Below are 20917 nucleotides of genomic sequence, written 5' to 3' on the forward strand. Positions count from 1 at the left end.
GCCCGGATATGTTCGCGATGCTGTGTATTGACATCAGTGCGAATTTACCAGGGATGTACTACTAAGATTCATTCTTTACCGGGAAGTTTCTTCCACGCCACGGTGTTACGTAAATAAACCGGTTCAGCATGTTCAACCGCCACGGTCTTACCGGCAGCCAGCATTTGCGTGGCGACAGGCAGCATATCTTCTGCCGCAGGAAGCAATACGTCGCCATCGTTCAGCATCAGACCACTATCTTTGCCGAGTTCAGGCCAGGCTGGCCAGCCCGTGCCAACGGTTACCCAGTCGCCAGAAAGCTGCAGCAGGCGATCGTGTACCTGCTCCGGCGTTAACACCGCTTCTGTCTCTTCGCCGTGCCAGATGCCATCTTCATCACGCTGGTATTCAGCCCAGTACACTTCACCCATACGCGCATCAATCGCGGCCAGTACGCGGGTAGCGCCCGACTTACGCCAGGCGCCCTGCGCCATGGTCGCCAGGGTGGAGACGCCGATCATCGGTAAATTCGCGCCTAACGCCAGCCCCTGGGCAATGCCAATCCCAATACGGACACCGGTGAAACTACCGGGACCGCGCCCAAATGCCAGGGCGTCAATGTCGGTTAACGTGAGATCGCCAGCGGCCAGGATTTCCTCGACCATCGGTAAAATTCGTTGGGTATGTTCTCGTGGGCAAAGCTCGAAGTGAGCCTTGATAGTACCGTCATTCCACAGGGCAACAGAGCACGCCTCTGTGGCGGTATCGATAGCCAGAATTCGCATGGGTGTTTGTGATCAGATCAATAAATTTGGCGCGCATCTTACCACACTCCGTAACAAATTACTCAGTCGTTGGTATGGCAAGAAAGCGAACCGCGCGAGCTATGTCACGCGTCCGCGGCGCAGGAGGAAGACTCGCCAGGAAGGTGGCGCCGTATGGCCGCATAACCAGACGATTGTCGCAAATCACCAGCACGCCGCGATCGTCGGCATCACGTATCAGACGCCCTACCCCCTGCTTCAGGGTGATTACCGCATCCGGCAACTGCACGTCTTCAAACGGATCGCCGCCGCGCAGGCGGCAGTCCTCCATTCGCGCTTTTAACAGCGGGTCATCCGGCGAGGTAAACGGCAGTTTGTCGATAATGACCAGCGACAGCGTATCGCCACGCACGTCTACCCCTTCCCAGAAGCTGCTGGTGGCGACCAGTAATGCATTACCTGCGCTGACAAACTGCTGTAACAGTTGCCCTTTACTGGTTTCGCCCTGCAGCAACACGGGAAGCGTCATGGTGGCGCGGAATTGTTCCGCCAGTTCGCGCATCATCGCGTGCGAGGTACACAGCATAAAGCAGCGACCGTTGTTCGCTTCAATAATAGGTCGCAGCATGGAAGCCAACTGCCGCGCAGCCCCCGGCTGGTTGGTTTGCGGGAGATTACGCGGCACGCACAGCAGCGCCTGGCGCGTGTAATCAAATGGACTCGGCAGTAGCATCGACTCGGCATCGTCAATACCCAACCTCGCGGTGAAATGATGAAGGTCATCGTTTACCGACAGCGTCGCGGAAGTAAAAATCCAGCAGCCCGGCTTTTGTTCCATCACTTCTTTGAATTTATCCGCCACAGTGAGCGGCGTCAGCGCGAGCGTAAAATGGCGGGAGGTGCATTCATACCAGTAGCTGAAGCCTGGCTGGTTGATCTCTTTCAGACGCTTCAGGCGCGCACGGTAAAGCGTGGCACGTTCAAACGCGGCATCCAGCAAGGCAGAACGGCCGAGAGACAGCTTCGCCACGTCATAACAGAGCTCAAGTGTGTCATCGAGCAACAAAAACGCGCGCTGCACACGTTGGTCAGCCAACAGCTCTCGTAGGTTTCCACGATAGCCGGGCTCGCCGAGCTGTAGGCGAAAGTCCTGCGCGCTTTGCGCCAGCCGGTCCGCGCATTTTTGTAACTGCTGGGTGTCTTTCAGCTCGGTGCGATAGGCAATGGTGATGTCTTTTGCCAGATCCAGCAGTTGGCGACTGGAAAGCGATTGACCAAAGTACTGGCTGGCGATATCCGGTAGCTGATGGGCTTCATCGAAGATCATCACGTCTGCCTCGGGGATTAATTCACCAAATCCACTCTCTTTCACCACCATATCAGCGAGAAACAGATGATGGTTCACCACGACGACATCCGCTTCCATCGCCTTCTTGCGCGCTTTAACGACAAAGCACTCTTTATACAGCGGGCAGTCGCTGCCAAGGCAATTATCGTTTGTGCTGGTTACCAGCGGCCAGGCCTGAGAGTCTTCCGCCACGCTGACGCAGGTGCTGATGTCGCCATCAAGCGTTTGATTTGACCATGAGCGCAGCAGTATGACATCGCTTAACGTTTGTACCGGTAGATCACCACCCGCCAGCGCCTGCTGTTCGAGGCGTTCCAGACACAGGTAGTTGGAGCGCCCTTTTAGCAACGCCAGCTTACCGGTGAATTTCAGTGCTTTGGCAACGGTGGGAAGATCGCGACTGTAGAGCTGATCCTGCAACGCTTTCGATCCCGTCGACACAATCACTTTCTTTCCAGCGCGAAGCGCTGGGGCGAGGTAAGCGTATGTTTTACCTGTGCCAGTGCCGGCTTCTACAACAAGCGGTTGTGATTTTTCAATGGCATGACTGACAGCAATCGCCATCTGTCGCTGTGGTTCACGCGGTTTAAAACCCGGTATCGCTTTAGCCAATTGACCGTCTGCTGCAAAATCGTCCGTCACACTGCCCCCTGTTCATTTGAACAGGGATTATGTCAGGCCAGCGGGTCTTTCGCCAGTTGAAGAGGTGACGCGGGCGCAACATTATGGCAGTCTTGGCGCAATCTGAAGCCCATGAAGAAAAATGCAAATAAGGAATGATTTATGACGATTGTGCGCATTGATGCTGAAGCTCGTTGGTCTGACGTGGTTATCCATAACAACACGTTGTACTACACCGGCGTGCCGGAGAATCTGGATGCAGACGCTTTTGAGCAAACGGCAAATACGCTGGCGCAAATTGATGCGGTGCTGGAAAAACAGGGTAGCGACAAGTCACGAATCCTTGATGCCACCCTTTTTCTGGCGGACAAAAGTGATTTTGCCGCCATGAACAAAGCCTGGGATGCGTGGGTCGTTGCCGGTCACGCGCCAGTACGTTGTACCGTTCAGGCCGGATTGATGAACCCGAAATACAAAGTCGAGATCAAGATTATCGCTGCGGTTTAAGCGGCGCTACTCGTCTTCATCTTCAAAACGCGCCACGATCCGTTCACCGGTATGGCTGGCGCGTAGCTCTTCAGCAACCAGAGCAATCGCCTGTCCGCTGCTCATCCCCTGCGACATCAGTTCCTGAATCCGCTCTACTGCTTTTTGCTGCTGCTCATGACTGAGTGAAGGTAAACCTGCAAACATTGTTAACTCCTGCTAAATTGTCTGCGCTAATTATTTCATGCTACCGGGCAGTTAGCCAGTAGAGTAGCAACGAGTCAGGACTGATGAAGACGTTATCTCCCGCAGTAATCACATTACCCTGGTGTCAGGACGCCGCTGAACGCTATTTTTCGACCTTAAGCCATCTGCCCTGGGCGATGCTGTTGCATTCAGGTCATGCCGATCATCCGCATAACCGTTTTGATATTCTGGTCGCCGACCCTGTAGCGACCCTGGTTACGCGTGCACAGGAGACTATGGTCAAGGACAGGCAAGGCATTTTGCGCACGCTTGATGACCCGATGGCAGTATTATATTCAACGCTAACCGCTCAGGCTATTCAGCCTGATTATCATCCCGACCTCCCGTTCCAGGGCGGCGCACTGGGTTTGTTTGGCTACGATCTGGGCCGCCGCTTTGAATCGCTGCCAAATATTGCCGAACGCGATATCGCCCTGCCGGATATGGGCGTCGGTATCTATGACTGGGCGTTGATTGTCGATCACCAGCTACAGACTGTATCACTGCTTAGCCATAGCGATGTGCATGCCCGTCTGGCGTGGCTCGAAAATCAACTGCCGCCGGTACGCGATCCATTTACATTAACGTCGGCATGGCACTCGAATATGAGCCGTGAGCAATACGGCGAAAAATTTCGTCAGGTGCAGCACTATTTGCACAGCGGCGACTGCTATCAGGTCAACCTGGCCCAACGTTTTCAGGCGCAATATCAGGGAGATGAATGGCAAGCGTTTGTGCAGCTCAATCGCGCTAACCGCGCGCCATTCAGTGCGTTTATACGCCTGGAAGACGGCGCAATCCTCAGTCTGTCACCGGAACGCTTTATTCAACTGGAAGATCAGCATATCCAGACACGCCCCATCAAAGGTACGCTACCCAGACTGGACGATCCTGATGCCGATCGCCAGCAAGCCGACAAGCTGGCAAATTCGCCAAAGGATCGGGCGGAAAACCTGATGATCGTCGATTTGATGCGTAACGATATTGGCCGCGTTGCTGTACCGGGTTCGGTAAAGGTTCCGGAGCTGTTTGTGGTTGAACCGTTCCCTGCCGTTCATCATTTGGTCAGCACCATTACCGCACGTCTGCCAGAGTCATTACACGCCGCCGATCTGCTGCGTGCCGCCTTCCCTGGTGGCTCCATCACCGGCGCGCCAAAAGTGCGGGCGATGGAAATTATCGACGAACTGGAGCCGCAAAGACGCAACGCCTGGTGCGGCAGCATTGGTTATCTGAGCTTTTGCGGCAATATGGATACCAGCATCACCATTCGCACACTGACAGCCACAAACGGACAAATTTATTGCTCCGCTGGCGGTGGCATTGTTGCAGACAGTCAGGAAGACGCGGAGTATCAGGAAACGTTTGATAAAGTGAATCGTATTTTGCACCAACTGGAGAACTGACACGTGGAATACAGCAGCCTGACGCTTGATGATTTTTTATCGCGCTTCCAACTCCTGCGCCCGCAGGTCAATCATGCCGCGTTAAACCAGCGCCAGGCCGCCGTACTGATCCCTGTCGTACGCCGTGCGCAGCCGGGATTGCTGTTAACCCAGCGATCCGTTCATCTGCGCAAGCACGCCGGACAGGTCGCCTTTCCCGGCGGCGCGGTGGACAGCAGCGATGCTTCATTGATTGCCGCCGCCCTTCGCGAAGCGCAGGAAGAAGTGGCGATCCCACCTTCTTGCGTTGAGGTGATTGGCGTGCTGCCACCGGTCGACAGCGTTACCGGATTTCAGGTCACGCCTGTAGTAGGTATTATCCCGCCAAATTTACCGTATCGCGCCAGTGAGGATGAAGTGTCTGCAGTGTTCGAAATGCCGCTGGCGCAGGCCCTGCATTTAGGTCGCTATCATCCTTTGGATATCTACCGTCGCGGTGATTCACATCGTGTATGGCTTTCCTGGTATGAACACTATTTCGTCTGGGGAATGACCGCCGGAATAATTCGTGAGCTGGCGCTGCAAATTGGCGTCAAGCCCTGACTATACTTATCTTTACGCACGCCATAGATAACTTGAAACTCAGGTCACAACATTAGTAAAACCGCGGTTATCTATTAGTTTAATTCATGTGAATAGTTAAGCCGATCGCCGCGTTCCCTCTTACACTATGCGCAGTTATAACATCGTTACTGGAAAGCCCAGTCGCCCTGTAGGAGTATTATCGTGATTAGTCTATTCGACATGTTTAAGGTGGGGATTGGTCCCTCATCTTCCCATACCGTAGGGCCTATGAAGGCGGGTAAACAGTTCGTCGATGACCTGGTCGAAAAAGGATTACTGGACAGCGTAACCCGTGTTGCCGTCGACGTGTATGGTTCACTGTCGCTCACGGGTAAAGGTCACCACACCGATATCGCCATTATTATGGGTCTGGCGGGCAATGAGCCTGCTACCGTGGATATTGACAGCATCCCCGGATTTATCCGCGACGTAGAAACGCGTGGCCGCCTGCTGCTTGCGCAGGGGCAGCACGAAGTGGATTTCCCGCAGAATGACGGCATGCGTTTTCACAACGGCAACCTGCCGCTGCATGAAAACGGGATGCAGATCCATGCGTACAATGGCGAAACCGTCATTTACAGCAAAACGTACTATTCCATTGGCGGTGGGTTCATCGTTGATGAAGAACATTTTGGTCAGGATGCAACGAATGAGGTCAGCGTACCTTATCCGTTCAAATCCGCCACTGAAATGCTGGAATACTGCAACAGCACCGGTTTGTCTCTCTCTGGCATGGTGATGCAGAACGAACTTGCGCTGCACAGTAAAAAAGAGATTGAAGAGTACTTTGGCAACGTCTGGCAGACCATGCAGGCTTGTATCGATCGTGGGATGAACACCGAAGGCGTGCTGCCGGGTCCGCTGCGCGTTCCTCGCCGTGCCTCCGCCCTGCGTCGTATGCTGGTTTCCAGCGACAAGCTCTCCAACGATCCGATGAACGTGATCGACTGGGTGAACATGTTCGCGCTGGCGGTTAACGAAGAAAACGCCGCGGGTGGTCGCGTTGTAACCGCGCCAACCAACGGTGCCTGCGGGATCGTGCCTGCAGTACTGGCCTATTACGATCATTTCATCGAGTCCGTCAGCCCGGATATCTACACCCGTTATTTCCTGGCGGCGGGGGCAATTGGTGCGTTGTACAAGATGAACGCCTCTATCTCTGGCGCCGAAGTAGGCTGTCAGGGTGAAGTCGGTGTGGCATGCTCCATGGCTGCTGCAGGTCTGGCTGAGCTACTGGGCGCGAGCCCTGAGCAAGTGTGTGTTGCTGCCGAGATCGGTATGGAGCACAACCTGGGCTTAACCTGCGATCCGGTTGCCGGACAGGTGCAGGTTCCGTGCATCGAACGTAACGCAATTGCGTCCGTGAAGGCGATTAACGCCGCACGTATGGCGATGCGCCGCACCAGCGCGCCACGCGTCTCGCTGGATAAAGTCATTGAGACCATGTACGAAACAGGTAAAGACATGAACGCCAAATACCGCGAAACGTCACGCGGTGGTTTGGCAATCAAAGTTCAATGTGACTAATACTTAATTTTCGCCCATCTGCGACGGATGGGCGAATTTGCCCCTTCTCGCTCGTCTACTGTAATTTTCCCCACTACACTTGCTCTGTTGCTGTTGGCTTCTGTGACCAACGGCTTATCGGGCGGCCCGCATGCAAACAGCACAACGGATCATTCAAAACTATCGCCGTAATCGCTTAATCGTCTGCACAATATGTGCACTACTGACGCTCATCCTCACATTAACGGTCCGATTTATTTCGGAGCGTAATATAAATCACCGTTACACCGTCACCTTTGCTAATCATGCCGTAGAGGCACTGGATGATGTGCTGCTCCCACTGCAGGCCGGGCGCGATATACTGCTCCCGTTGATTGGTCTTCCCTGCTCTGTGGCGCGTTTACCTTTGAGCAAGCATGCTGCCAGGCTACAAACAGTGCGCTCTATCAGTCTGATTCAGGGGGGGATTCTTTATTGCTCCAGTATCTTTGGCTATCGCAATGTGCCTATCCGCCAAATTCAACCTGAATTACCGAGCCGGGAGGCGCAACTTCTGTTGTCCACCGACCATTCGCTGATTAAAGGTAGTCCCATTCTGACGCAGTGGTATCCGGCCTCCGCGGATGGCGAAAATGGGGTGCTGGAAATCGTCAATATTGATTTATTATCGACCATGCTGCTGGAACCCCAGCCACCGCAAATCACCAACGCCAGTTTAACCGTCGGCAACCGCCACCTGCTCTACGGACAAGGTGTTGTCGAGACCTTGCCTGCACTGAACGATGAAAAACGTTATCAGCTTTCATCGCAACATTTTCCCTTCACGATCAGCGTCACCGGCCCTGGCGCCAGTGAATTGGCGATAAAACATCTGCCGACACAACTGCCGCTGGCGGTGATCCTGAGCCTGTTGGTGGGATACCTTGCCTGGCTGGCAACCGCCAGCAGAATGAGTTTTTCCTGGGAGATTAATCTGGCTCTCGCGGCACACGAGTTCGAGTTGTTTTGTCAGCCACTGCTGAACGCGCAGACCCAGCAATGTATGGGTGTAGAAATTCTGTTGCGCTGGAACAACCCACGTCAGGGCTGGATTTCGCCGGAAGTGTTTATTCCTATCGCCGAAGAGCACAACCTGATTGTCCCTCTTACCCGTCATGTCATCGCAGAAACCATTCAGCAACGACACGTTTTTCCGATGAGTAGCCAGTTTCATATCGGTATCAATGTTGCCGCCAGCCATTTCCGCCACGGTACGCTGTTAAAAGACCTTAATCAGTACTGGTTCAGCCAGCATCCCATCCAGCAACTTGTTATAGAACTGACCGAACGCGATGCCTTACTGGATGTGGATTATCGGATCGTCCGCGAGTTGAATCGCCTCGGCGTTAAGCTGGCGATTGACGATTTTGGTACCGGAAACAGCTCGCTCTCCTGGCTGGAAAAATTGCGCCCGGATGTGCTGAAAATTGATAAATCATTTACTTCGGCGATCGGAACCGACGCCGTGAATTCAACCGTCACAGACATCATTATCGCGCTGGGAAAAAGGCTGAATATCGAACTGGTGGCTGAAGGCGTAGAAACGCAGGCACAGGCGCAGCATTTACGCCGTCATGGCGTACATATCTTGCAGGGTTTTTTGTATGCCAAGCCGATGCCGCTTCGTGATTTTCCCAAATGGCTGGCGGGCAGCACGCCGCCACCCGCCAGGCATAACGGGCACCATATCATGCCCATTATGCCATTTCGCTAACCCCGTTTACTCGTCTTCGTCGTGAGCGGGTTGTTCTTTAACAATGCGAACTAAATCCACACGATAGTCATTAGCTTCGACAATCGTAATGCTCAGCGGTGCAACCTCAATAACATCACCTACACGCGGGATGTGACCGTTAGCCGCAATCACCAGCCCTGCTACGGTAGCGATGTCTTCGTCCTCATCCACCAGCGTATCCACGTCCAGCGCCTGTTGCAGCGCGTGCAGATCGGTTCCCCCTTTCACCAACCAGCCACCGGCGTCAGCAATGATTTCAGGGGTTTCGTCGGCATCCGGGAATTCACCTGCGATCGCTTCTAATACGTCCAGCGGTGTTACCAGCCCCTGCACCACACCAAATTCGTTAGTGACGATGACAAAGCTACCGCGGGCACGACGCAGCACGCCTAGCAGATTAATCGGGTCGAGCGTTTCCGGGACGACAATTGCCGGCGAGGCAGACGCAATCGCTGCAACATCCACACCGTCTTCCAGCGCCACCAGCAGCTCTTTAGCACGCACGATACCGATAATTTCATCAAGTTCACCGCGACACACCGGGAACAGGCTGTGTGGAGAAGAAAGCAACTGTTCGCGAATTTCCGCTACGCTCAGATCGGCGTCGACCCAACTAATTTCACCACGAGGTGTCATGATGCCGCGTAATGAACGGGATGCCAGTGAGAGAACACCGTTGATCATATAGCGTTCTTCTTCCACAAACGCGCCTTCCGGGACCGGAACAGGAACCGGATTGTCGGATTCCATCTGCACGCTGGCCTGACGTTTACCCCCCATCAGACGCAAGATTGCATCCGCAGTCCGCGCACGCAGCGGCAGAGTCGACTGGTGGCGAATAAAGTTACGACGGGCAATCTGGTTAAACAGTTCGATGATAATTGAGAAGCCAATCGCCGCATACAGATAGCCTTTCGGAATGTGGAAGCCAAACCCTTCGGCAACCAGGCTCAAACCGATCATCAGCAGGAAGCTCAGACACAGCACCACCACCGTCGGATGTTGGTTCACAAATCGCGTCAGCGGCTTCGATGCCAGCAGCATCACCGCCATCGCAATAACCACCGCCGCCATCATCACCGGCAGATGGTTGACCATACCGACTGCAGTAATGACCGCATCCAGTGAGAACACCGCATCGAGGATAACAATCTGCGTCACCACGACCCAGAAGCTCGCATAGCCTTTTGACTGCCCGGTATCATGTTCACGGTTTTCCAGCCGCTCATGCAGCTCTGTCGTAGCCTTGAACAAGAGGAAGATACCCCCCAGCAGCATAATCAGATCTCGCCCGGAAAACGCATAGTCCATGACCGTAAACAGCGGTTTTGTCAGCGTCACCATCCACGAAATCACGGACAACAAGCCCAGACGCATAATCAGCGCCAGTGACAAACCAATGAGGCGCGCTTTATCTCGCTGTTTCGGTGGCAGCTTATCGGCAAGAATTGCAATGAAGACCAGGTTATCGATACCCAGAACAATTTCGAGAACAACAAGCGTGAGCAAACCCACCCAAATCTGCGGGTCCATTAAGAGTTCCATGACAAGCTCCTGCTTAAGGAATGATCAAACTGCGCCCTGAACATCTCAGGCGTTAAAGCAATATGCAGATAAAGTTTGTGGCAAAAAGTGCCAAACTGACAGGCTTGATACGGCCTAAAGGTGAAATGACGTCGGTGACGATCCATATGGTGGGCTACTGCCCTATACTCCTGAGTAATTAAACAGATGCTAAACATAACAGAGACAACCGGTTTTTAGCAAAGATTTACCTTCCTTTGCAATAAGTTGTTTCGGAGATATTTCACCCTTCGAAATTTCTTCTGATCGGAAGTTAAATTACGGATCTTCATCACATAAAATATTTTTTTCGATATCTAAAATAATTCACGAAAATCATAGGTTTTTCTTTGTAACCCTTATCTGAATCGATTCGATTGCGGACGAGCGATTCAAAATGCATCTTCACGTTGATGTGTTAACGATAATAAAGGAGGTAGCAAGTGACCATTGCTATTGTAATAGGCACACATGGTTGGGCTGCAGAGCAGTTACTTAAAACAGCAGAGATGTTGTTAGGCGAGCAGGAAAACGTCGGCTGGATCGATTTCGTTCCAGGCGAAAATGCCGAAACGCTGATTGAAAAGTATAACGCTCAGTTGGCAAAACTGGATACCAGTAAAGGCGTGCTGTTTCTCGTTGACACATGGGGAGGCAGCCCGTTTAACGCTGCGAGCCGCATTGTTGTCGATAAAGAGCATTATGAAGTTATCGCAGGCGTGAACATTCCCATGCTGGTAGAAACCTTCATGGCGCGTGACGACAACCCCAGCTTCGATGAATTAGTCGCACTGGCGGTTGAAACGGGTAGCGAAGGCGTAAAAGCGCTGAAAGCAAAACCTGTTGAAAAAGCCGCACCTGCCCCCGTCGCAGCACCTAAGGCAGCGGCACCCGCGAAACCGATGGGCCCGAACGACTATATGCAGATCGGCCTCGCACGTATCGATGACCGTTTAATCCATGGTCAGGTGGCAACTCGCTGGACCAAAGAAACCAACGTAACGCGCATTATCGTCGTCAGTGATGAAGTTGCTGCTGACACCGTGCGTAAGACGTTGCTGACTCAGGTCGCACCGCCAGGCGTTACCGCACATGTGGTTGATGTCGCGAAAATGATCCGCGTCTATAACAACCCGAAATACGCCGGTGAACGTGTAATGCTGCTGTTCACCAACCCGACCGATGTAGAACGCATCGTTGAAGGTGGCGTAAAAATTACCTCTGTTAACATTGGCGGCATGGCATTCCGCCAGGGGAAAACGCAGGTAAACAACGCGATTTCGGTGGATGAAAAAGACATCGAAGCCTTCAAGAAACTCAACGAACGCGGTATTGAGCTCGAAGCCCGTAAGGTTTCTACCGATCAGAAACTGAAAATGATGGATTTGATTGCCAAGGCGAAATAACCACCTGGCATTTACTTAGTTTTCACACTTAAGTCTGTATAGCAATAGGAGAAGTACAATGGAGATTACCACTCTTCAGATTGTGCTGGTGTTCATCGTCGCATGTATCGCGGGTATGGAGTCGGTACTCGATGAATTTCAGTTCCACCGTCCATTGGTGGCCTGTACGCTGATTGGTGCCGTTCTCGGGGATATGAAAACCGGTATTATCATCGGTGGTACCCTGGAAATGATCGCTCTGGGCTGGATGAACATCGGTGCTGCGGTTGCGCCTGATGCTGCACTGGCTTCCATTATCTCTACCGTTCTGGTTATTGCGGGTCACCAAAGTATCGGTGCAGGTATCGCGCTGGCGATACCACTGGCAGCAGCAGGCCAGGTTCTGACCATTATCGTTCGTACCATCACCGTAGCATTCCAGCACGCGGCGGATAAGGCGGCCGAAAACGGCAACCTGACGGCGCTCTCCTGGCTGCACGTTTCCTCCCTGTTCCTGCAGGCTATGCGTATCGCTATCCCGGCGGTAATCGTAGCGATTTCTGTCGGTACCAGTGAAGTTCAGAGCATGCTTAATGCCATTCCGGAAGTCGTGACCGGCGGCCTGAACATCGCAGGCGGTATGATCGTGGTGGTTGGTTATGCGATGGTCATCAACATGATGCGCGCAGGCTACCTGATGCCATTCTTCTACCTCGGCTTCGTCACCGCGGCATTTACTAACTTCAACCTGGTTGCTCTGGGTGTGATTGGCGCAGTAATGGCGATCCTCTACATTCAGCTGAGCCCGAAATATAACCGCGTAGCCGGTGCGCCTGCTGCGGCGGCTGGCAATAACGATCTCGATAACGAACTGGACTAGCAGGTGAGCGAAATGGTTGATATGACTAAAACTACCACCGAGAAAAAACTCACTCCGAGTGACATTCGTGGCGTGTTCATTCGTTCTAACCTGTTTCAGGGTTCATGGAACTTCGAACGTATGCAGGCACTGGGCTTCTGTTTCTCCATGGTACCGGCTATTCGCCGCTTGTATCCGGAAAACAACGACGCCCGTAAGCAAGCTATCAAGCGTCACCTGGAATTCTTTAACACCCATCCCTATGTAGCGGCACCGGTTCTGGGCGTTACACTGGCAATGGAAGAACAGCGTGCGAATGGCGCAGAGATTGACGATGGTGCTATCAACGGTATCAAAGTTGGTCTGATGGGACCGCTGGCAGGCGTGGGCGACCCGATTTTCTGGGGTACCGTACGCCCGGTATTCGCCGCGCTGGGTGCAGGTATCGCGATGAGCGGTAGCCTGCTTGGGCCACTGCTGTTCTTTATCCTGTTCAACCTGGTACGTCTGGCAACCCGTTACTACGGCGTGGCATACGGCTACCGTAAAGGCGTAGATATCGTTAAAGATATGGGCGGCGGCTTCCTGCAGAAACTGACTGAGGGAGCGTCAATCCTCGGCCTGTTTGTCATGGGTGCCTTGGTTAACAAGTGGACGCACGTGAATATCCCACTGGTGGTCTCCACCATCACCGGTCAGGATGGCCAAACGCGCGTGACCACTGTGCAGACAATCCTTGATCAGCTGATGCCGGGCTTGGTTCCTCTGCTACTGACCTTCGCCTGTATGTGGCTTCTGCGTAAGAAAGTGAACCCACTGTGGATCATCGTTGGCTTTTTCGTCATCGGTATCGCGGGCTACGCTGTCGGCCTGCTCGGCCTGTAAGACTGTTGTACATCACCGGGGGCTTGCCCCCGGTTTTTCTATTTAGAGGGTTGAGGATTCATGACTATCACGGACCTGGTGCTGGTTCTATTTATCTTTTCGCTGCTGGCGTATGCCATTTACGATCAGTTCATCATGCCCCGCCGTAATGGCCCCACTCTACTTACTGTTGCCCTGCTTCCACGCAGTCGAGTCGACAGCGTTATCTTCATCGGTTTGATTGTTATTCTGATCTACAACAACATCACCAGCCACGGCGCGCAATTTACCACATGGTTATTATGTGCACTGGTGTTAATGGGGTTGTATCTGTTCTGGATCCGTACGCCTAAAATTATTTTCAAACAAAAAGGTTTTTTCTTCGCCAATGTCTGGATTGAATATGACCGGATTAAAGAGATGAATTTATCAGAAGACGGTGTGCTGGTGATGCAATTAGAGCAAAGACGATTGCTTATTCGCGTACGAAATATAGACGACCTGGAGAAGATATATAAACTTCTCATTTCAAACCAATAAGTTACAAATATAGCCTGAACTATGTTTTTTATATCTCAGTGAAAAACAAACATAGCTAAGGCTATATTTCTCCGCCCATATGTTATTTAATTTAACGTTTTACCTATAAATAAATCTAAATGAAAATTATTTTCATTTAGAAGTCAAATAATATTTCTGCGTTTCTTGTTTTATATTCCAAAAATATGTTAAGGTTGCGCCCGTCGTTGGGGAGTAGCCGATTTCCAGACTCCGGAAATGTACGTGTCAACATACTCGTTGAAAAACGTGGCACGTACGGACTGAACATCACGTTTAGTCAGGCGAGACCATAGGCACATCAACTGCAATGCATATTTGAATGGCTCTGTATAGACAATGGGTCCGCTCAGTGTGCATGGTTACTGGGGGCAGTGATGTGTTTTATGGAATACCCCGGTCAGGACGCTGTTATGAATATCACCGCAACTGTTCTTCTCGCTTTCGGCATGTCGATGGATGCTTTCGCAGCATCAATTGGCAAAGGCGCCACCTTACATAAACCTAAATTCTCTGAAGCTCTGCGTACCGGCCTTATCTTTGGCGCAGTCGAGACCCTTACGCCACTGATTGGCTGGGGAATGGGGATGCTTGCCAGCAAATTCGTGCTGGAGTGGAACCACTGGATCGCCTTCATTTTGCTGATCTTTTTAGGCGGCCGAATGATAATCGAAGGCTTTCGTGACAACGATGATGAAGATGAAGAGCCGCAGCGCCGCCACGGTTTCTGGCTGCTGGTCACCACTGCCATTGCGACCAGTCTCGACGCGATGGCCGTCGGGGTGGGTCTGGCCTTCCTGCAGGTCAACATTATTGCCACTGCGCTGGCCATTGGCTGCGCCACGTTAATTATGTCCACGCTTGGCATGATGATCGGTCGTTTTATTGGCCCGATGTTGGGCAAGCGAGCTGAAATTCTGGGTGGGGTGGTGCTGATTGGTATCGGTGCCCAGATCCTCTGGGCACACTTCCACGGTTAATTCAGACGCTGCCAGACATGAATACTAAAGTCGGTCTGGCAGTCAAACGTCGTTTTCCCCGCTAACGTTTCCCACACTTCCGGCTTTGCCCGCCAGGCGAACGGCGTCATTTGCAGTAACGCAACGGCCTCGCTGCCCTGAAGCTGCATCTGATATCCCAGCGCAATACTCTGTTGCAGAACAAAACCGTCCAGTTGCTCAGTATGGGGCGCATGCAAACGCACCTCATCATAAATCAGCCCTTTCAGTTCCATTAAATGACGCGGTCCCGGCGTGGCAGTGATCACCCATCCACCCGGTTTCACCACGCGGGCCAACTCTTCGGCTTTGCAAGGTGCGTAGATCCTGATAATGGCGTCCATTGACGCATCGGCAAACGGCAGACGATGGCTGGAGGCAACGCAAAAGGTCACCTGCGGATAGCGTCTGGCTGCGGCTTTAATTGCCACTTTGGAGACGTCAAGACCAAAGGTTGTACAGCCCGCCAGCACATCGGCAAACGCGTGAGTGTAGTACCCTTCCCCACAGCCGATATCCAGGATCGTCGCATCGTCTGAAATCAGCCTCTGCTTGAGCGCATCCACAATCGCATCGCGTAGCGGCTGATAGTGACCAGCATCAAGAAATGCCCGGCGCGCCTGCATCATTTCCGCACTGTCACCCGGATCGCGAGACCGCTTATGCTGAACCGGCATCAGGTTAACATATCCCTCTTTCGCCACGTCAAACTGGTGTCGCTCCGGGCAGACAAAACTGTTATTCGCTTGAGTAAGAGGCTGGTGGCAAAGAGGACAGGAAAACGACATGACAACTCCGGCAGGTGGCTTAAGGGCGCAAGTGTAACGCGAATTGCGCCCTGGGAAAATAACTTACAGCGACGGCGAGGATACGCTGCTGCCGTGCATCACCAGCAGATGATCGGAGTCAGCAGGCATGCCGTCCGGTTTGACGTTTTCCAGACGCAGAACATCGCCCATAATCTGGCTGAAGACCGGCGCGGAGACGGCTCCCCCATAGTAAGCACCGTTTTGCGGGTTATTAATCACCACGACCAGCGCGAATTTTGGATCGCTCGCTGGCGCAACCCCTGCCGTATAAGCCACGTATTTATCGACATATTTACCGTCATCACCAATTTTCTTTGCCGTCCCGGTTTTCACCGCAACACGGTAATCCCTCACCGCAGCCTTGGTCCCACCGCCGCCGGGTAGCGCGACGCTTTCCATCATATGTTCAACCTGATGCACCAACGCCTCCGGCATCACCCGCGTACCTATCACTGGCGGATCGATACGCGTAATAGAAAGGGGGCGGTAAATACCAAAACTGCCGATGGTGGCATAGACATGCGCCAACTGGAGCGGCGTCACCATTAACCCGTAACCGAATGCAAAGGTCGCCCGGTCCAGATCGCTCCAGTAACGTCGCTGAGGCATTAAACCGCTACTTTCTCCGGTTAGCCCCAGCCCGGTTGGGTCGCCAAAACCAAAGCGTTTATAGGTATCCAGCAGTTTCTGTACCGGCATTGCCAGCGAAAGGTGCGACACACCGGTATCGCTTGATTTCTGCAAAATACCGGTAAGCGATAGCTCCGGGTAAAATCCGACATCGCGGATGCGATGTCCATCGAGATTAAAAGGATGGGTATCAATGACGCTATCAGGCTGCACAATCCCTTGCTGCAGAGCAGTCATGATCACCAGCGGTTTAACGGTTGAACCGGGTTCAAAGGTGTCGCTAATTGCACGATTGCGAAAATCATCCAGCACCGCGCCATCACGGTTATTGGGATTGAAGTCGGGAAAGCTTGCCATCGACAGGATTTCGCCGGTGGCAATATTGACCAGCACCGCGGCTCCAGATTCCGCTTTATTCCATGTTACGGCATTATCCAGCGCATCTTCAGTCACCGTCTGCAAGCGCTCATCAATACTGAGCTGCAATTCGTGCGCGGGGACCGGCATCACTTCCGTGATATTTTCAATCACATGCCCGAACTTGTCTTTGCGCACAAGGCGAGAGCCGGGTTTACCCATCAACTGGCTGTTGAAACTTTTCTCCAGGCCTTCAATACCTTGTCCATCAATGTTTGTAAAGCCGATAAGATTTGCCGCCACATGACCTGCGGGATAGAAACGGCGGGATTCTTCGCGCAGATTAATCCCCGGGAGATTAAGATCATCGACCCACTGCGCCTGCTGAGGAGAGATCTGGCGCGCCAGATAAATAAAGCGGCCAGCTGGATTGCTGTTAACACGTTCAGCCAGCGTGCTGAGTGAAATATGCAGGGTCTTCGCCAATGCCTGCCAGCGTTCGTTATAGCCAACGCCACCTTTGCTGACAATCGTCTTCGGATCGGCCCAAACTGCATTCACCGGCACGCTTACTGCGAGAGGACGTCCTTCTCTGTCGGTAATCATCCCACGCGGTGAGGCGATTGTGACTTCACGTAACGAACGCATATCCTCCTGCTTGACCAGGCTCGTTGGGGTGACAATTTGTAACCACGCAACCCGACCAAGCAACAATCCCAGACTCAACAGTATTGCCACACAAAGCAGGGCAAAACGTACGGGAGTAAAATTGCGCGCATCGCCGTCGTTTTTCTTTTTCACCGGGGCTCCAGCAAGATAGTTTTTCAGGTGACTGATTTAACGGGAATTGCCGGGAGAAAGCGGGAAAAACAATGCTACGAACATCGCGCCTTTGCAACAAAGCGCTAATGGAGAGGCATTCAGAAATATTTTGACGTAATTTGAATTAAAAAGCCCCGCATAAGCGAGGCTTTATATCTGAATTGGTTGCGCCTGAGCGCTTCAAATCAGTGGTATCGATCAGATAGCTGTTACGTTAACAGCAGCCGGACCTTTCTGGCCGTCCTGAATTTCGAACTCAACGTTCTGGCCTTCAGCCAGAGTTTTGAAGCCGTTACCCTGGATAGCGGAGAAGTGTACGAACACATCTTTGCTGCCATCAGCCGGGGTAATGAAACCAAAACCTTTAGACTCGTTGAACCACTTAACTTGACCTTTAATCTTTGCCATTTGCAAAATTCCTTAGAGTATTTTCTTCGCCCGCAGGCATAACATAGATAAAACTGAGACATTACTGCTTGAGGCACTAATATAAGGTTCGGCAGAGAAGCGGTATTCAACGTCAACGTGTTTACTCAGGACTTCTTTACTGAAAATGCCACACATAAACAGAACTGTACCTCGTTTAACCCAAACCGTGTTATCACATACAACGTTAATAATGGCAAGCCATTTTTAAACGTGTCTCGATCGGTCGCACAAATCACGCAGTTCATCAAACAACAACTGCACAGTTATGCGCCAGGCCGAGTAGAGATATATCCTCGCCTCTCTCCCCTTGTCCCGGCTGGCCTGCGCCGTAGCAGGGACTTTTCTACCATAGCTCATCAGGTTCAACTGTTCCAGATTATCTGTCACAGCCTCTACCAGATATCATTTTTTATGCTTAGTAATGCATAAAATATCACAAGCGTAAAAATGAGATCGGCATTCTGGTTTTGCACCAAAATAATGAAAGAATGATGACAATGCACAAAAAAAGTAAGAGAAACGTTTCGCTGATAATAAAACGATCGGTATCACAAAAATGACACAATCATATTATTAATCTATGGATAATTATATTTATGTCAAACCAGAGATAAGATATTAATTGGTCAGAGCATCTGGAAAAACGCAGGTTCCACGTGTGTCGGCGCAGTAATTGCCGGATTGTTGCAGAAGAAAATAATCTGATATCGTTGACGACAGGATGAAGCATCTGAGAATAGCATCTACAGACTCTCACCCTGTCTTTCTGTTTACTACCGTTCGGCTACCAGACGAATGATGTCATCATCTTCATCCTGAGTTTGCACCGCGGTAGGCTCTTCTGCTTTTTCCGGTTCGTTAGCTTCACAAAGACGACGGAGCAATGCGTTCTGTCGTTTTTGCTGATCCAACAACGCCTCAAGCAGTTCAATCTGCTCGTTAGTACGCGAACTTGCCCGATTGATGAAAAACCACAATACAAGCCCGATTACCAGAACCACCACCGATACCACTAAAGACGCAAAACTCAACGCGCCAGAATTCAAAACTTCGTTCATTTCACCACCTCAATGTAGACAGCGTAGTTTACCATTGCCGCACAAGAAGGTAATCAACTGTTACTGAAATGCGCTTACCAGGGAATAAATTTATTGATGGCGCAAATTCCGCTGAAAAATTGTACGTCCTGATCGCACATGATGTTGAACACCTGCGCCCACATCAGTATGCATACCAGCACGACAACTATCAGGACCACCCATCGAATTTTTTTCACTCCAACTCCACTCTCCGAATCTACAGCCTATGTTGATAAATTATCATGAGTTACCTAAACCCTAAGTTAACTGTAACGGCATTAAATGTTTTTAGGAATGATTCACTTGTTTCATCCCATGTACAGGCTAATCTAATAATAACGAGAAAAGATAAGAGGTTGTAATGCGTTTGATTATCCGCGCTATTGTGTTGCTCGCTCTGGTTTGGATCGGTTTATTACTGAGTGGCTACGGCGTTTTGATAGGAAGTAAGGAGACTGCGGCAGGTCTGGGCCTGCAATGTCAATATCTGACCGCCCGCGGGACCAGCACCGCGCAATACGTCCATACCAACAGCGGCATCATTGGCCTGTCAGATTGCCCCCTGTTGAGGAAAAGCACCGTCGTTATCGATAATGGTTAATATAGCAGCAAAAAATCAGTACGTTATTCGCTCCGGCGACGACGGCAGATCGTAAAAAACCCGATACGCCGTATCGGGTTTTCTGTGTATCGCAACACGTCAAAATTAGAACGGGTAATCGTTATAACCCATTTGCTCTGAAATCTTACGCGCTGCGGTGTGCAGCATTTCGACATATTCGTGCAAACGTTCTTCAGAAAAACGCAGCGTCGGGAATGAGATGCTCAGACCCGCAATGACCACGCCGAAACGATCAAACACCGGTACCCCGATACAGCGCAGTCCTTCTTCCTGCTCTTCGTTGTCTTCGCCATAGCCCTGCTCACGGACTTTATCGAGTAATACCAGCAATTCATCAGTGTTAGTGATTGTCCGATCTGTACTGCGTTTGTACTCAATACCATCCAGAATTTGCTTCACTTCATCGCGGTCGCGCCATGCCAGCAGCACTTTACCAATGGCGGTGCTGTACAGCGGATTACGACGACCCACGCGGGAATACATGCGCAAATTGTACATCGAGTCGATTTTATGGATGTAGACAATGCTGTCTTCATCCAGCGCACCGAGGTGTACTGTTTCCTTGGTCAGACGTGAAAGTTCGCGCATCTGGATGTCAGCGCTACGGATCAGATCAACGTTCTGTAATGCACGCGCACCCAGTTCAAATAATTTCAGGGTCAGGGAATACTTCTCAGACTCGCCTTCTTGTGCCACATAACCCAGCGTTTTCATGGTCTGCAAAAAGCGATAAACGGTGCTTTTTGACATCATGACGCGTTGTGACAATTCGGTAATACCAATTTCGCGCTCTTCACCCAGCGCCTGCAGGATGCCAAAAACCTTCAGCACGGAAGATACAGAATCGGGTTGTTTATCCAGATCTGCGATAGCCATTTACCACCTCATTGCGAGTGTTTTATAAAAATCAGAACCGGTTTTTATTATAATTTCACGTACCTGCCGTCGCAATCTGTCTTTGCTCACTTAGTTACAAATCTGCGACCTAACGCCTGAATATCAATGCTAAAATTATTATTCTCATCATAATTTCCGACAAAATTGACTTCCTATGGAAAAAATTCAGGCCGATGGCCTGCCATTGCCCCAGCGATACGGTGCAATTTTAACCATTGTTATTGGCATCTCTATGGCAGTACTGGACGGCGCAATTGCTAACGTTGCCCTGCCGACGATTGCCACCGATCTTCAGGCCTCCGCGGCCAGTTT

The 20917-nt window shown here is 51.5% G+C and carries 22 protein-coding genes, 1 pseudogene and 1 riboswitch; of the genes and pseudogenes, 12 read left to right on the forward strand and 11 right to left on the reverse strand.

The window, feature by feature from the left end; genetic code table 11:
• Positions 1-68 precede the first annotated feature (68 nt).
• Both tsaB and JTI85_RS13255 read right to left on the reverse strand, forming a co-directional pair.
• Positions 69-764, reverse strand: a complete 696-nt coding sequence (tsaB, locus tag JTI85_RS13250) for a tRNA (adenosine(37)-N6)-threonylcarbamoyltransferase complex dimerization subunit type 1 TsaB (protein ID WP_048211411.1) — start codon at positions 762-764, stop codon at positions 69-71.
• A 58-nt stretch (positions 765-822) separates the two neighbouring features.
• Complete coding sequence (locus tag JTI85_RS13255; RefSeq protein WP_116359918.1) at positions 823-2733, reverse strand: ATP-dependent DNA helicase; 1911 nt, start codon at positions 2731-2733, stop codon at positions 823-825.
• A 141-nt stretch (positions 2734-2874) separates the two neighbouring features.
• Here JTI85_RS13255 and JTI85_RS13260 point away from each other — a divergent pair, with 141 nt between their 5' ends.
• The gene (locus tag JTI85_RS13260; protein WP_005122186.1) at positions 2875-3219 is read left to right on the forward strand and encodes a RidA family protein; all 345 of its coding nucleotides are present in this window, start codon (positions 2875-2877) and stop codon (positions 3217-3219) included.
• A 6-nt stretch (positions 3220-3225) separates the two neighbouring features.
• On the opposite strand, the gene JTI85_RS13265 is transcribed toward JTI85_RS13260, so the two are convergent.
• Positions 3226-3405 (reverse strand): YoaH family protein, encoded by a 180-nt coding sequence (locus JTI85_RS13265; protein WP_003020986.1) that lies wholly within the window; start codon positions 3403-3405, stop codon positions 3226-3228.
• 83 nt (positions 3406-3488) lie between these two features.
• On the opposite strand from JTI85_RS13265, the gene pabB reads away from it, so the two are divergent.
• The 4 genes from pabB to JTI85_RS13285 all read left to right on the forward strand — a co-directional run bounded on the left by pabB (position 3489) and on the right by JTI85_RS13285 (position 8712).
• Positions 3489-4850, forward strand: coding sequence for an aminodeoxychorismate synthase component 1 (gene pabB, locus JTI85_RS13270; protein WP_219351617.1), 1362 nt, complete (start codon positions 3489-3491; stop codon positions 4848-4850).
• A 3-nt stretch (positions 4851-4853) separates the two neighbouring features.
• Positions 4854-5432 carry a CoA pyrophosphatase gene (locus tag JTI85_RS13275; RefSeq protein ID WP_048211408.1) on the forward strand — a complete coding sequence of 193 codons (579 nt, stop codon included), beginning with the start codon at positions 4854-4856 and terminating at the stop codon, positions 5430-5432.
• A gap of 183 nt (positions 5433-5615) precedes the next feature.
• The gene (sdaA, locus tag JTI85_RS13280) at positions 5616-6980 is read left to right on the forward strand and encodes an L-serine ammonia-lyase (protein ID WP_048211407.1); all 1365 of its coding nucleotides are present in this window, start codon (positions 5616-5618) and stop codon (positions 6978-6980) included.
• A gap of 130 nt (positions 6981-7110) precedes the next feature.
• Positions 7111-8712 (forward strand): EAL domain-containing protein, encoded by a 1602-nt coding sequence (locus JTI85_RS13285; protein ID WP_048211406.1) that lies wholly within the window; start codon positions 7111-7113, stop codon positions 8710-8712.
• A 6-nt stretch (positions 8713-8718) separates the two neighbouring features.
• On the opposite strand, the gene yoaE is transcribed toward JTI85_RS13285, so the two are convergent.
• Positions 8719-10278 (reverse strand): CNNM family cation transport protein YoaE, encoded by a 1560-nt coding sequence (yoaE, locus tag JTI85_RS13290; RefSeq protein ID WP_048211405.1) that lies wholly within the window; start codon positions 10276-10278, stop codon positions 8719-8721.
• 461 nt (positions 10279-10739) lie between these two features.
• On the opposite strand from yoaE, the gene manX reads away from it, so the two are divergent.
• The 5 genes from manX (at position 10740) to mntP (ending at position 14942) form a co-directional block, all read left to right on the forward strand.
• On the forward strand, positions 10740-11702 hold the full coding sequence (manX, locus tag JTI85_RS13295) for a PTS mannose transporter subunit IIAB (RefSeq protein WP_005122176.1): 963 nt from the start codon (positions 10740-10742) through the stop codon (positions 11700-11702).
• 58 nt (positions 11703-11760) lie between these two features.
• On the forward strand, positions 11761-12561 hold the full coding sequence (locus JTI85_RS13300) for a PTS mannose/fructose/sorbose transporter subunit IIC (protein WP_003021004.1): 801 nt from the start codon (positions 11761-11763) through the stop codon (positions 12559-12561).
• Between the two features lie 12 nt (positions 12562-12573).
• Entirely contained in the window at positions 12574-13425 is an 852-nt protein-coding gene (locus JTI85_RS13305; RefSeq protein ID WP_003833769.1) for a PTS mannose transporter subunit IID, read from the forward strand.
• Between the two features lie 60 nt (positions 13426-13485).
• Positions 13486-13944: a DUF986 family protein gene (locus JTI85_RS13310; protein ID WP_005122172.1), complete on the forward strand. Its 459-nt coding sequence runs from the start codon at positions 13486-13488 to the stop codon at positions 13942-13944.
• Between the two features lie 196 nt (positions 13945-14140).
• Positions 14141-14369: riboswitch (yybP-ykoY riboswitch) on the forward strand.
• Positions 14370-14375: 6 nt separating this feature from the next.
• Positions 14376-14942 carry a manganese efflux pump MntP gene (mntP, locus tag JTI85_RS13315; protein ID WP_115602405.1) on the forward strand — a complete coding sequence of 189 codons (567 nt, stop codon included), beginning with the start codon at positions 14376-14378 and terminating at the stop codon, positions 14940-14942.
• On the opposite strand, the gene rlmA is transcribed toward mntP, so the two are convergent.
• The 6 genes from rlmA to mgrB form a co-directional block, all read right to left on the reverse strand.
• Positions 14939-15748, reverse strand: coding sequence for a 23S rRNA (guanine(745)-N(1))-methyltransferase (rlmA, locus tag JTI85_RS13320; RefSeq protein WP_219351619.1), 810 nt, complete (start codon positions 15746-15748; stop codon positions 14939-14941). The two genes, mntP and rlmA, sit on opposite strands and share 4 nt — an antisense overlap.
• 63 nt (positions 15749-15811) lie before the next feature.
• Positions 15812-17557 carry a peptidoglycan glycosyltransferase FtsI gene (ftsI, locus tag JTI85_RS13325; protein ID WP_101742622.1) on the reverse strand — a complete coding sequence of 582 codons (1746 nt, stop codon included), beginning with the start codon at positions 17555-17557 and terminating at the stop codon, positions 15812-15814.
• 219 nt (positions 17558-17776) lie between these two features.
• Positions 17777-17986, reverse strand: coding sequence for a transcription antiterminator/RNA stability regulator CspE (cspE, locus tag JTI85_RS13330; protein ID WP_001062678.1), 210 nt, complete (start codon positions 17984-17986; stop codon positions 17777-17779).
• Positions 17987-17998: 12 nt separating this feature from the next.
• Positions 17999-18142, reverse strand: a complete 144-nt coding sequence (locus tag JTI85_RS13335) for a DUF2627 domain-containing protein (RefSeq protein WP_003034983.1) — start codon at positions 18140-18142, stop codon at positions 17999-18001.
• 638 nt (positions 18143-18780) lie between these two features.
• Positions 18781-19065: a YebO family protein gene (locus JTI85_RS13340; RefSeq protein WP_101742621.1), complete on the reverse strand. Its 285-nt coding sequence runs from the start codon at positions 19063-19065 to the stop codon at positions 18781-18783.
• Between the two features lie 74 nt (positions 19066-19139).
• Entirely contained in the window at positions 19140-19283 is a 144-nt protein-coding gene (gene mgrB / locus JTI85_RS13345; RefSeq protein ID WP_003034977.1) for a PhoP/PhoQ regulator MgrB, read from the reverse strand.
• Between the two features lie 164 nt (positions 19284-19447).
• Between mgrB and JTI85_RS13350 the strand changes: the two genes are divergently transcribed.
• On the forward strand, positions 19448-19687 hold the full coding sequence (locus JTI85_RS13350) for a YobH family protein (protein WP_061068061.1): 240 nt from the start codon (positions 19448-19450) through the stop codon (positions 19685-19687).
• Positions 19688-19792: 105 nt separating this feature from the next.
• Here JTI85_RS13350 and kdgR read toward each other — a convergent pair whose 3' ends face one another.
• Complete coding sequence (gene kdgR / locus JTI85_RS13355) at positions 19793-20584, reverse strand: DNA-binding transcriptional regulator KdgR (protein ID WP_005120190.1); 792 nt, start codon at positions 20582-20584, stop codon at positions 19793-19795.
• Positions 20585-20759: 175 nt separating this feature from the next.
• Here kdgR and JTI85_RS13360 point away from each other — a divergent pair.
• Positions 20760-20917: pseudogene (locus JTI85_RS13360) on the forward strand (MFS transporter); the annotation flags it as partial.

Source organism: Citrobacter sp. Colony219 (assembly GCF_019382635.1).
GTDB lineage: Bacteria > Pseudomonadota > Gammaproteobacteria > Enterobacterales > Enterobacteriaceae > Citrobacter > Citrobacter youngae.

What these genes read in the sequence shown, in the direction of transcription:
- JTI85_RS13350 (WP_061068061.1), top strand. Translation starts at nt 19,448, where the DNA reads ATGCGTTTGATTATCCGCGCTATTGTGTTGCTCGCTCTGGTTTGGATC.
- JTI85_RS13260 (WP_005122186.1), top strand. Translation starts at nt 2,875, where the DNA reads ATGACGATTGTGCGCATTGATGCTGAAGCTCGTTGGTCTGACGTGGTT.
- JTI85_RS13285 (WP_048211406.1), top strand. Translation starts at nt 7,111, where the DNA reads ATGCAAACAGCACAACGGATCATTCAAAACTATCGCCGTAATCGCTTA.
- tsaB (WP_048211411.1), bottom strand. Translation starts at nt 764, where the DNA reads ATGCGAATTCTGGCTATCGATACCGCCACAGAGGCGTGCTCTGTTGCC.
- mntP (WP_115602405.1), top strand. Translation starts at nt 14,376, where the DNA reads ATGAATATCACCGCAACTGTTCTTCTCGCTTTCGGCATGTCGATGGAT.
- pabB (WP_219351617.1), top strand. Translation starts at nt 3,489, where the DNA reads ATGAAGACGTTATCTCCCGCAGTAATCACATTACCCTGGTGTCAGGAC.
- JTI85_RS13335 (WP_003034983.1), bottom strand. Translation starts at nt 18,142, where the DNA reads ATGTGTGGCATTTTCAGTAAAGAAGTCCTGAGTAAACACGTTGACGTT.
- cspE (WP_001062678.1), bottom strand. Translation starts at nt 17,986, where the DNA reads ATGGCAAAGATTAAAGGTCAAGTTAAGTGGTTCAACGAGTCTAAAGGT.
- rlmA (WP_219351619.1), bottom strand. Translation starts at nt 15,748, where the DNA reads ATGTCGTTTTCCTGTCCTCTTTGCCACCAGCCTCTTACTCAAGCGAAT.
- JTI85_RS13340 (WP_101742621.1), bottom strand. Translation starts at nt 19,065, where the DNA reads ATGAACGAAGTTTTGAATTCTGGCGCGTTGAGTTTTGCGTCTTTAGTG.
- kdgR (WP_005120190.1), bottom strand. Translation starts at nt 20,584, where the DNA reads ATGGCTATCGCAGATCTGGATAAACAACCCGATTCTGTATCTTCCGTG.
- JTI85_RS13305 (WP_003833769.1), top strand. Translation starts at nt 12,574, where the DNA reads ATGGTTGATATGACTAAAACTACCACCGAGAAAAAACTCACTCCGAGT.
- JTI85_RS13300 (WP_003021004.1), top strand. Translation starts at nt 11,761, where the DNA reads ATGGAGATTACCACTCTTCAGATTGTGCTGGTGTTCATCGTCGCATGT.
- JTI85_RS13310 (WP_005122172.1), top strand. Translation starts at nt 13,486, where the DNA reads ATGACTATCACGGACCTGGTGCTGGTTCTATTTATCTTTTCGCTGCTG.
- yoaE (WP_048211405.1), bottom strand. Translation starts at nt 10,278, where the DNA reads ATGGAACTCTTAATGGACCCGCAGATTTGGGTGGGTTTGCTCACGCTT.
- JTI85_RS13265 (WP_003020986.1), bottom strand. Translation starts at nt 3,405, where the DNA reads ATGTTTGCAGGTTTACCTTCACTCAGTCATGAGCAGCAGCAAAAAGCA.